Below are 11904 nucleotides of genomic sequence, written 5' to 3' on the forward strand. Positions count from 1 at the left end.
ATATAAAACTATGGACAATATCAATTTCTTACCCATATTAAACTCGGTGCTTTACTCATTTCTGGGAATCGCTATTCTGCTGGTATGCTATTTCATTATTGAAAAACTTACCCCGGAAAAAACATGGCATGAGATCGCTCAGAACAAAAATATAGCACTGGCTATTGTTTTCGGAGCATTTATCATCGGAATTTCAATGATTATAAGCGCTGCAATTCATGGATAAGAAGAGGATTCCTCTTGAGCTGCTTTTATTGTTTTCAGTATTCGTCATTGCTACATGTGGATTGATTTATGAATTGGTGGCCGGAGCCCTGGCGAGCTATCTTTTAGGAGACTCTGTAAAGCAGTTTTCTTTCATTATCGGGGTGTATCTATTTTCAATGGGAGTAGGTTCTTACTTTGCGAAATTCATCAAGGGAAATCTTATTGATAAATTCGTTGAAATCGAAATCCTTGTAGGAATAGTGGGCGGAATCAGTTCTGTTGTACTGTTTATTTTGTTCAATACCCTTGCCCATTTTGAAAGCGTTCTCTATCTTTTTGTCTTTTTCACAGGATGCCTCGTCGGCGTGGAAATTCCGCTTTTGATGAACATTCTGAAAGACAGAGTGCAGTTTAAGGATTTAGTTTCAAATGTCTTTGCATTCGATTATATCGGAGCTTTACTGGCTTCGATTCTTTTTCCATTGGTGTTAATTCCGAAGCTGGGAATTGTAAAAACGCCTTTGTTTTTCGGATTGATTAATATCTCTATTGCAATATTTCTATGTTACTACCTTAAAAAAGAATTGTCGAAACCATTCTCCTTAAAAGTAAAGTCTATTGCAGCCTTTGTTTTTCTGCTGGGACTTTTCATTTTCTCAGATACTATTTTGTCTTATTCCGAAGAAAAATTATATGGTGAAAATGTAGTGTATACCAAAAGCTCACCCTATCAGAGAATTGTGCTGACGAGAAATACGCATGAGTTTCGTCTCTATTTAAATAACAACTTACAGTTTTCATCCACTGATGAATACCGTTATCATGAAGCCCTGGTACATCCTTCGATGTCTATGGCAAAAAATATTGATCACGTTCTGATTCTGGGAGGAGGAGATGGTTTTGCGGCAAGAGAAGTATTGAAATATAAAGACGTTAAAAAAATAACGCTTGTGGATTTGGATGGTGAAATGACTCAGTTTTTTAAGACCAATGAAACCATGCGCAGACTGAACCAAAGTTCTTTTTCCAATCCTAAAGTGGAAGTCATCAACAAAGATGCCTACATTTGGGTTAAAGAGAACAAAAAAAAGTTTGATGTCATTATCATCGACTTTCCCGATCCATCCAATTACAGCTTGGGAAAACTCTATTCCCTGCAGTTTTATAAAGAACTGGAAAGACTGACGACTCTTGATACCAAAATTGTGGTTCAGACCACCTCTCCGTATTTTGCTCCGAAATCTTTCTGGTGTATAGAAAAAACAATTAATCAGATTTTTCCTTTCACAGCAGCATACCATACCTATGTTCCTTCTTTTGGAGAATGGGGATTTTCTATGGCTTCGTTTGAACCGGTCAACAACAGGATCTACAGAAAAATTCCTGGGTTAAAATATTATGATTACAACTTTTCACAGATGTCCTATTTTAATAAAGATATGAAAGTGAAAGACGTAGAAGTTAACCGTCTGGACAACCAGATATTAGTTCGTTATTTTGATGAAGAGTGGGGAAAAGTACAGTAGAAAGGATTTTCTTAAAACTATATTTTTAGGTAGTCTTATGCTTCCCTTTCTCCAGTATTGTGGAAAGAAGGTAAAGTCATTATTACTGAAGATAACAGGTACAAATCATGTTCTCGGGCATCGATTATGGGCAAAAGATTTTCCACAGTTTTCTGAAGTTATCCACACAAAATATCTCATCGTTGGCGGTGGGATTTCCGGGCTTTCGGCATGTCGCTTTTTCAGTCTGAATAACGAAAATGATTACCTTCTCCTTGAAATGGAAAACCATCTGGGAGGAAATTCTTCAAACGGACAAAATTCATTTTCTAAATTTCCTTTAGGTGCGCATTACCTGCCTTTACCCAATAAAGAGAACATAGAAATCATAGAATTTCTTAAAGAATGCGGAATCTGTCTTGGAAGTGATGAGAACGGAGAACCCATTCTTGATGAATACCAAATGACTTTTCCACAACAGGAAAGACTGTTTTATAAAAACTCATGGCAAAACGATATCGTTCCCCAAAGAGGTATTTCCCCCGAAACACAGCAAGAGCTCAGCCGCTTTTTTAAACTGATGGATGAACTGCGTGTAAAGAAAGATACACAGGGGAAATATTGGTTTGCTATTCCGGTACATGATTCAAGCAGAGATGATGAGGCTGTAAACCTTGAAAAGCTCATTTTCAAAGACTGGCTCAAAGAAAATAACTATTACTCCGAAGAACTTCTCTGGCTGTTAGACTATTCCTGCAGAGACGATTTCGGATTAGGAATAGAGTATGTCTCGGCATGGGCTGGAATTCATTATTTCGCCGGAAGAAAAAATAACTGGAGCACCCAATACAAAGATCAGGTATTTACATGGCCGGAAGGCAATGCAAGGCTGGCAAAACATTTCTCAAAATATACTGAGGGAAAGCACTTGTCCGGTAATCTTGTCTTTGAGGTAAAACTTAATGATAAAGTTGAGGTACTGAGTTTTGACAATACGCAAAAGAAAACCCAAAAGATCATTGCTGATAAAGTACTGTTTGCATCACCTCAGTTTGTCAATGAAAGAATTTTAAATCATAAAAAGGCATCGTCATTCAATTATGTACCCTGGCTTTTAACAACCATTACTTTGAAGAATGAATTCGGAGGAGATGAAGAGTTGGCCTGGGATAACGTAATCTACGGATCTTCCGGATTGGGGTATATCTTTGATCAGCATCAGAATCTTAACCAGATTATGGGTGAAAAAGTAATTACCCACTATAAGAGTTTTTCAACTGGAGACTGCAGAAAAGCAAGGAAAAAGCTGTATGCCATGAAAGACGCTGAACTGAAAGATTTAGTTTTAAATGATCTGAAGAAAGCACACCCTCTGATAGAAGATTTTATTCTGGAAATGCAGTTCCATAAAATAGGACATGCTATGATAGCGCCTGTTCCTAAACAGATTTTTGGAGAAGAAACCCGAACAGCAAAAGAACCTATTGAAGATAAAATTTTCTTTGCCCATTCTGATCTTTCAGGAATATCTATTTTTGAAGAAGCCTTTTATCAGGGAATCCGGACTGCGGGCCAAATGATATAAAATGATACGATGAAACAACCCTGGATACATAACGCAAAAACAGACTGGTGGTTTATTTTATCACCGCCTTTCGTGGTGCTGCTGATTATTTTTCTTTTTCAGAAACAGATTCAGGGGCTGGAAAACCATTACTCTTTTTACACATGGCTCTTTCTGATTGTTTTTGTGGATGTGGCACACGTATATTCCACCCTGTTCAAAACGTATTTTGTAAAAGGTGAAATTCAGAAAAATAAACTGCTTTATCTGGGAATTCCCTTTGTGAGCTGGATATTGGGAATTATTCTGTTTCAATTGGGAAGCCTGACATTCTGGTCAGTCCTTGCATTGGTAGCTGTTTTTCATTTTATACGCCAGCAATATGGTTTTATGAGAATCTACGCCCGTTTTGAACCGAATAACTGGAGTAAGAAAATAGATGAGGTGGCTGTTTATTCTGCTACCATTTATCCCATGCTGTATTGGTTTAAAACACCACGTGCCTTTACATGGTTTGTCAGCAATGAGTTTGACTGGCTTAAAAATCTTCCGGATTATGTCCCTTTGATGACCATAATATATTTCACAATTCTTACCATTTGGATCATCAAAACTGCTTTTGAAGCTTTTAAAACAAAGAATATTAATATTCCTAAAACAGCATTGATCATCGGAACTTTCCTTTCCTGGTATTTTGGGATTGTTTACTTTAACAATGATCTTCTTTTTACTTTTCTCAATGTTGTCTCCCACGGAATTCCCTATGTCGCATTGATTTATATCCGGGAAATCAAACAAAAAGAAAATCCCCAGCTGAGCTGGATATCTATTTTTAAATCCGCTTCAGGAATATTTTTGTTTGTAGGAGTTATTTTAGGTTTTGCCTTTTTGGAAGAACTTTTATGGGAAACTTTAGTATGGAATGAACATTTTTCCCTCAATATAATGGTGTCAGAAAAATTATTTCAGTTTCTCATTCCATTGCTGGTCGTTCCACAACTTACTCATTATCTCCTGGATGGCTTTATTTGGAGAAAACCCAAAAAAGTTAGCTAACTTTGCGATAATCTTTAAAATCTAAAAATGAGACAATATTTTCTGGCATTAGCAATTTTTCTTGGAATTATTGTAGGAGCCCAGCAGAAAACGTTCTGTAATCCTATTAACATTGATTATGGTTATACTCCTTTCGAAGTTTTTTCAAAACAGGGAAAACACCGTGCTACAGCAGATCCGGTAATTGTTAATTTTAAGAATAAACTGTTTCTTTTTTCTACAAACCAGGAAGGATACTGGTATAGCGATGATATGCTGGACTGGAAATTTGTAAAAAGGAAATTCCTCAGAGATAATAAATATATCCATGATCTTAATGCGCCGGCTGTCTGGGCAATGAAAGATACTCTGTATGTCTACGGTTCCACGTGGGAACAGGACTTTCCCATCTGGAAAAGTACAAACCCAACCAAAGATGACTGGAAAATTGCAGTGGATACACTAAAAGTAGGAGCGTGGGATCCGGCATTCCATTATGATGAAGATAAAAATAAATTATACCTCTACTGGGGCTCAAGCAACGAATGGCCATTATTAGGAACAGAGGTAAAAGTGAAAAATCTTCAGTCAGAAGGTTTTGTAAAACCCATTCTTAAACTGAAACCTGAAGACCATGGCTGGGAACGTTTCGGGGAATACAATGACAATGTCTTTCTTCAGCCTTTTGTAGAAGGGGCGTGGATGACGAAGCATAACGGGAAATATTATATGCAGTATGGTGCTCCCGCAACAGAATTCAGTGGATATTCCGATGGAGTATACGTAAGTAAAAATCCTTTGGAAGGTTTCGAATACCAACAGCATAATCCGTTTTCCTATAAACCGGGTGGTTTTGCCAGAGGAGCAGGCCATGGAGCTACTTTTGAAGACAATTATAAAAACTGGTGGCATATTTCAACCATCTTTATTTCCACCAAAAATAATTTTGAAAGAAGGCTGGGAATCTGGCCGGCAGGTTTTGATAAAGACGATGTAATGTACTGTAATACGGCTTATGGAGATTATCCAACTTATCTTCCACAGTATGCTCAGGGAAAAGATTTTACAAAAGGTCTTTTTACCGGATGGATGTTGCTGAATTATAATAAACCGGTGCAGGTTTCATCTACTTTAGGAGGATATCAGTCCAATTATGCTGTGGATGAAGATATCAAGACCTATTGGAGTGCTAAAACAGGAAATTCAGGAGAATGGTTCCAGACTGATCTTGGTGAAGTTTCTACTATTAATGCCATTCAGATCAATTATGCAGATCAGGATGCAGAGTTTATGGGGAAAACTTTGGGAAAAATGCATCAGTATAAAATCTATGGATCTAATGACGGGAAGAAATGGAATATGATTGTGGATAAAAGCAAGAATACGAAAGATGTTCCGCACGACTATGTTGAATTGGAGCAACCCGCAAAAGCCCGTTTCCTTAAAATGGAAAACCTTAAAATGCCTACCGGGAAATTTGCATTAAGCGGTTTCAGAGTATTTGGAAAAGGAGCCGGAAAGCAGCCTGCCAAAGTAGAGGGTTTCGTACCTTTAAGAGCCGATCCTAAAAAATATGGGGAAAGAAGAAGTATCTGGATGAAATGGCAGCAGAATCCTGAAGCAGACGGCTATGTAATCTATTTTGGAAAGACTCCGGATAAATTGTACGGAAGCATTATGGTCTACGGAAAGAATGAATATTTCTTCACGGGTGCAGACAGAACAGATGCTTACTATTTCCAGATTGAAGCTTTCAACGCCAATGGTGTTTCCGAAAGAACAGCTGTGGCAAAATCTGAATAAATCAATTTGAAAGATAAAAAAATGACACGTTTTGAAATATCAGAACGTGTTATTTTTTGCCTGCTTTTTTAAGAAAAGATTCAATTTTATCTATAAGAAATTGATCATTGGGCTGTTTATCCCAATCCAGATGTCCGCCATTGAATTGATAGGATTCATGGATAACTTGATTTTTATTTAAAGTTGAATCTAAGATCTTTTCTTGAGTAGAAGGAATCACACGATCCGAATTGCCGTAATAAGATAGAGTAGGAGGAGAATTTTTATTTATCCATTTAACAGGACTGGCAAAATCTATTCTGGATATTCCAAGTCCTGATACATTAGGGTCTACCAATCTTCTTTCCACAAAAGAATATTCCTGATAATTTTTGAAACCTGGATCTGAAAGGTCAGCAGGGCCAACAATATTAACAACTGCTTTTATCCTTTTATCTGTGTCAAATTTATAAGCATATAGCATGGATAAATGCCCTCCGGCACTGTTTCCTAATAATATGAATTTAGGATTGTACCTGAGTTTTTTTTCTAAGAAAGCAGAAACCTCTTTAATATCATTCATTTGATTAGGCAGACCATAATTGGTTTCTGAAACCAGTCTGTAGTTCATATTAACAAAAACATGATCAGGAAACTTCTGCATTAGAGAAAGGGTGAAGAAGGTGAGCTGTGATTTATTTCCACTACGCCAGCCTCCACCATGAATAATAATGAACACCTCTTTTTTACCCTGAGATTTTTTGGCGGGAATATAGAGGTCCATAATCTGTTCCGGGCTGTTTCCATAATGAATATTTTCCTCTTTATCAAAGTGGATATCTTTGCCCAGTTCTATCTTTTTTTCTTTACAGCCATTCCATGTAAAAAGTAAGACTAGGCAAATCAAAATAATAGGTACATCTTTTTTCATAACTATTAAATATAAAAAATCCGCTGAAAAGAATCAGCGGATACTGTAAGAATAATTGAATATGAAGAAAGAAATTTCTTTTTATCTTGTTCTGCTTTTGATAGCATCTGAAGCTCCCTCGATGTCTCTTACCTTTTTTACTTTCTGATTTCCGAAATTGTAGGTAAGGCTTACTGTTAAACTTCTGTTGTAACGGTTTTGATGGATGTAATTATAATTTCCATTTTCCTGAAAGTCTTCAATTTTAACGATGTTGGTATTAAGAACATCATTTACATTCACTGCAAAAGTCCAGTCGTTCCACATTTTCTTAAGGCTGAGGTCTAAACTCATTAAATTTTTCAAAGAACCAAGCTCAATCTGCTGCTTGTCTACGAAGAAGTAATTAAGTCCGAAGAACCATGTTTTCTTTTTATCAAGACGGATGGTATTGTTGGTCTGGATCAGAAGGCTGGTAGAATTGGTTTTATTGGTATAGGTAATAAATTTCCCTTCAGGTCCTTTGTCATCTTTGAAGCGGTCTCCGGTAGTAGGGTCAGTATCAAGACTTCCATTGTTAATATTATGCTGCACCCCAATATTAAAGTTGGTCGTCCAGTATTGTTTGAAAAACGATTTCTGAATACCTACCATTGCGGACATTTCCTGCTTATTCCCAAAATTGGTTCTGATATACCTTAAAGCAGGATTTTCTCCTATTTTACCTTCAGGTGATACAGGATAACCTTGCAGCGGAACCTGTGTGATCGCATCCTGAATATAAGAATGGTTTAAAATCAGGAAATATGAATTTTTGTACATATAAGTAAGCTCCTGATTATAGGTGGAAGAGGCCTTTACAAATGGGTCATTCTGAGTATAATTATCATCTGTCAGGATGTTTCTTACCGGATTAAGTTCCCAGAAACTTGGTCTTCTCATTCTGCTAGAGAAGGAATAAGAAATATTGTTTTTATCATTAATTGCATAATTCAGACTTAGATAGGGAAGAAGGTTTTTGTAATTTCTTTCAATTCTTCTAAGAGCCTCTGTGGGAGCGTTGTCAGAAGTTCCCAAACTGTTTGTGATTTCGTATCGGGCTCCTACTTTTCCAGAAAGTTTGTCGGAAATTTTTTTCTCAACGGTAATATACATTCCGTAGATATTTTCATCATAGATAAAATGGTTAGGTCTTGAATCCGGATCTTTTACGGGATTAAAAGAATAAGTAGTGTTTTTAGAATCGTTATCTGTTTTGGTTTTGTTGTAATTTCCGCCTATAGATACTGTCAGATCATTTTTAAACTTTTGATTATAATCCACCATTCCGGAGAAGTTATTAATGATCTGTGGAAGATCCTGAATAACTTGTCTTGTTCTTGTCCCTACAACTCTGTCAATATCCGAAGCGAAAGTTTGGTTATCTGTGAACTGAAATCTTCTGTAGTTAAGATAAGCTGCATTTACATTCAGTTTACTGCCTAATGAATCCGTTTTTAATTCATAATTTAAATTTACAGAATTGTTATAAGATCGCGCATCTTCTTTGTTTTTGGACCACGTATATTCTGGTTCTTTTGCACTTTCTTTTTTTATGGTATTAAACAAAGCTACTGTTGAATTGTAACTTTTATTAGCCCAGGTATTCCATGATAAAGCCAGATTGCTTTTGTCGTTCAGCTGGTAATCAATATTCAGATAACCCCCGATGTTTTTGTTCGGATCATCAATATCTCCTGTAGATTCGTTAGAAGTCTTGGCTGTTCCGTTTCTTAACGTGTAAGTTTGTGCCTCAATATTTTCACCACCACTAAGACTGGCGCTTACTCCCAGTTTGTTTTTTCTGTAGTTGGCTGAGAAGCTTGCCTGGCTCCCGTTATATTTATTGGTAGTATTAGACATTCTCATGTTTCCGTTGAGGCCATCACTCATTTTTTTCTTTAAAACGATATTGATGATCCCATCAGATGATTCTACCTGATACTCACTTCCGGGTACTGTAATCACTTCAATTTTCTGGATGTTTTCAGCCGGAGTATTTTTCAGGAACTGAGCCAGAGACTCAGAATCCATATTGCTTTTTCTTCCGTTGATATAGATCAGAGCATTATTTTTTCCTGCAATTTTCAATGTTTTATCATCTGTGGAAGATAATAACGGAGTCTGTTTAAGGAGATCAAAAGTGGTATTTCCTTTAGCTACAGGAGATGCTGCTACATCATATACAAAACGGTCACTTTGCTTTTTAAAAACCTGTTTTGTGATGGTAACTCCTTCTATATTTTTTGTTTTTGCCGTATCAGATTTCTTTTCCTGAGCAAATGCGCAAGTACCAAATACGATGGCCATTGACAAAATTATACGTTTCATGTTGTTTTTATTTAAGAGTGGATTTAGTGGTATACGTTGTATAGATTAGGTTCTTGATTTTACAGCATCATTCGCTGATTTCATTTCCCTTGCTTTTTTCAGTTTCTGATTTCCGAAATTGTAGGTAACACCGATGCTCATGAGCCTTGGATAATTGAAGTTGGTGATATTATTAAACTTTCCGTTAGGCTGTACTCCTCTTACTCTGTAGAAGCTTTGATTAAATAAGTCACTCACTTCCGCTACAATCGTCCAGTCCCCTGCAATTTTTTTCAGACTGAAATCAAAGCTTTGTCTGGCGCCTATCATACCTCCTTCCATAGCGGTCTGGCTTGCAAAGAAGTAATTAACTCCTAAGAACCAGTCTTTTTTAGATGAAAGTCTGATGACGTTATTGATCGTTGCAGACATATTGTAGTTTTTTACATCAATGATATAAGGATCCAGTGACTCGGATTCGTACTGACCCAGTTGAGAAGTTGGATCTTCCCATACTCCGCCTTTGTAGGTAACATAGCCCAAATTGACAGAATAGTTGGTTGTCCATATGTCTTTGAACCATGATTTGTTCATTCCCAGCGTAAGAGCGAGCTCTCTGTTTTTACCGTAATTGGTTCTTATATATCTTAAAAATCTTGTTGTTTTCATGATCATATTTCCGTCTGGGCCATAGACTATATTTCCATTTTTATCCCTTTCTGGAGTGGTTAAAGTTCCCTGTAACGGAAGCATGTCAGAAGCAGATGCATCTTCTACCATATTAAAGCTAAGATTGGCATAGAATGCATTTTTGTACATATAGTTCAGCTCCTGATTATAAAATTTTGAAGCAAGAACAAATGGATTGTTCTGTGTATAATTCGTAGGAGTGAAATAGGTTCTGGACGGGTTGAGTTCCCAAAATCTTGGTCTTCGGATTCTGCTTGAGAAAGTATAACTCAGATTGTGATCAGAATTGATGGCATAGTTTAAATTCAGATAAGGTAAAAGATTGTTGTAGTTTCTTTCGAATCCTGTTTTTTCCAGAATCTCTCCGGTACTTCTGGTCATCTCGTAGCGGGCTCCTATTTTTCCAGATATTTTTTCAGTCAGTTTACGTTCATAGTTCAGGTAAATACCCAGTATATTTTCTTTATAAATGAAGTGATTGGTTTGTTTAGGATCTATCACAAAATCACCACCTATTAATTTGTCTTGTTTGGTATCATTATCCGTGTTCGTATGATTATAGCTGATTCCCATTAACCAAGTTGCACCTTTAGCCGTTTTTTTCAGGTAGTCGATATTAGCGGCATAATTGTTAATAATCTGAGGTACTGATTGATGAAGCGCTGAATACTTGTTGATCGTGTCATTTGTTAAGGGAAAACTTTCATTGAAACTTACCTTATCCCTGTTGAACCATAAATAAGAAACGTTTGAGGTAAGCTTACTTCCCAGAGAATCTGTTTTCATCTCATAATTCAAATTGAAAGAATGATTTCTGGTTTGTGCATCCTCGTTGTTGACAGTTCTGTTATTTAATACGCCGTTTTGCCAGTTCGTAATATCCAGTACAGAATTGAAACTTTTATTATATCTCATATTGTAAGAGAATCCGAAACTGTGTTTTTTATTAATCTCATAATCAACATTGAAGCCTCCTCCAAAATTTTTATTGGGATCATCATTAAATCCAAAAGATTCATTTTTGAATGTAGAATCTCCGTTTGACAACGTATATCTCTGTCTGTCTGTCCAGCTTCCCATTCTGAAATTAGAATTCCCAGACCATTTTCCTTGTCTGAAATTAAATGAAGCTCCAGCATTGGGATTATTGTAATAAGCTTGCTCATTCTGCATTTTCAACGTTCCGTTGTAACCGTTGTTCTTGCTTTTTTTCATTACAATATTGATTACCCCTTCCTTAGACTCAACCTGAAATTCACTTCCCGGAACTGTAATCACCTCAATTTTCTGGATATCCTCAGATGGAGTAGATTTCAGCATTTCAATCAATGCCTCAGCATCCATATTGGTTTTCTTATTGTTGATATAGATGATCGCATCATTTTTTCCCAGGATCTTCAACGTTTTTCCATCAATACTGGAAATCATCGGAGTTTGTTTTAAAAGAGTAAAGGTGTTTGTTCCTTTGGCAATAGATGAAGAAGCTACATCATATACCAAACGGTCTCCTTGTTTTTTGAAAACCTGCTTCTTGATATTCACTGCATCAATAGCATTTACTTTCATACTGTCTTTTTTCTGCTGGGCAGTGATAAGTCCACCGAAAAATAGTGCTGCAATAAGAATTTGAGTCTTCATGATTATTCTTTTTTAATTAATAGCTTGTATGGTTAGTTATTTAACATTGCAAAGATATATAATAAATCTAGTATCATGCAATACAAAGTACTTAGAAATGTTTTTGAATAATTATAATTAATTGATTATCAGTTAATAAAAATTACATTAAAAATATTGCTTGCCTGACCTTTCTGTATAATAAGACAAATAACTGATGTTAATTGTTACATCAAACCAAAAAA

General features: G+C 36.3%; 8 protein-coding genes. 5 read left to right on the forward strand and 3 right to left on the reverse strand.

Annotated features, from left to right (window positions below):
- Window positions 1–10: 10 nt before the first annotated feature.
- From ACWPWS_RS24145 to ACWPWS_RS24165, 5 genes are read left to right on the forward strand one after another with little or no spacing between them, the layout of a single operon-like run.
- A complete protein-coding gene (locus ACWPWS_RS24145; RefSeq protein ID WP_045491052.1) occupies window positions 11–226 on the forward strand; it encodes a DUF350 domain-containing protein in 216 nt (71 codons plus the stop codon).
- A complete protein-coding gene (locus ACWPWS_RS24150; protein ID WP_454048162.1) occupies window positions 219–1733 on the forward strand; it encodes a polyamine aminopropyltransferase in 1515 nt (504 codons plus the stop codon). The genes ACWPWS_RS24145 and ACWPWS_RS24150 overlap by 8 nt, the downstream gene beginning before the upstream one ends.
- Window positions 1734–1770: 37 nt before the next feature.
- The gene (locus ACWPWS_RS24155; protein WP_454048163.1) at window positions 1771–3297 is read left to right on the forward strand and encodes an NAD(P)-binding protein; all 1527 of its coding nucleotides are present in this window, start codon (window positions 1771–1773) and stop codon (window positions 3295–3297) included.
- A gap of 9 nt (window positions 3298–3306) precedes the next feature.
- Complete coding sequence (locus ACWPWS_RS24160) at window positions 3307–4332, forward strand: hypothetical protein (RefSeq protein ID WP_454048164.1); 1026 nt, start codon at window positions 3307–3309, stop codon at window positions 4330–4332.
- A 27-nt stretch (window positions 4333–4359) separates the two neighbouring features.
- The gene (locus tag ACWPWS_RS24165; protein WP_454048165.1) at window positions 4360–6114 is read left to right on the forward strand and encodes a discoidin domain-containing protein; all 1755 of its coding nucleotides are present in this window, start codon (window positions 4360–4362) and stop codon (window positions 6112–6114) included.
- Window positions 6115–6163: 49 nt separating this feature from the next.
- Here the strand turns inward: ACWPWS_RS24165 and ACWPWS_RS24170 are convergent, their stop codons facing one another.
- The 3 genes from ACWPWS_RS24170 to ACWPWS_RS24180 all read right to left on the reverse strand — a co-directional run bounded on the left by ACWPWS_RS24170 (window position 6164) and on the right by ACWPWS_RS24180 (window position 11680).
- Complete coding sequence (locus ACWPWS_RS24170; protein ID WP_454048166.1) at window positions 6164–7024, reverse strand: alpha/beta hydrolase fold domain-containing protein; 861 nt, start codon at window positions 7022–7024, stop codon at window positions 6164–6166.
- An 81-nt stretch (window positions 7025–7105) separates the two neighbouring features.
- Window positions 7106–9373, reverse strand: coding sequence for a TonB-dependent receptor domain-containing protein (locus ACWPWS_RS24175; RefSeq protein ID WP_454048167.1), 2268 nt, complete (start codon window positions 9371–9373; stop codon window positions 7106–7108).
- A 45-nt stretch (window positions 9374–9418) separates the two neighbouring features.
- On the reverse strand, window positions 9419–11680 hold the full coding sequence (locus ACWPWS_RS24180; protein ID WP_454048168.1) for a TonB-dependent receptor domain-containing protein: 2262 nt from the start codon (window positions 11678–11680) through the stop codon (window positions 9419–9421).
- Between the last annotated feature and the right edge of the window lie 224 nt (window positions 11681–11904).

Source organism: Chryseobacterium sp. Marseille-Q8038, from assembly GCF_965111995.1.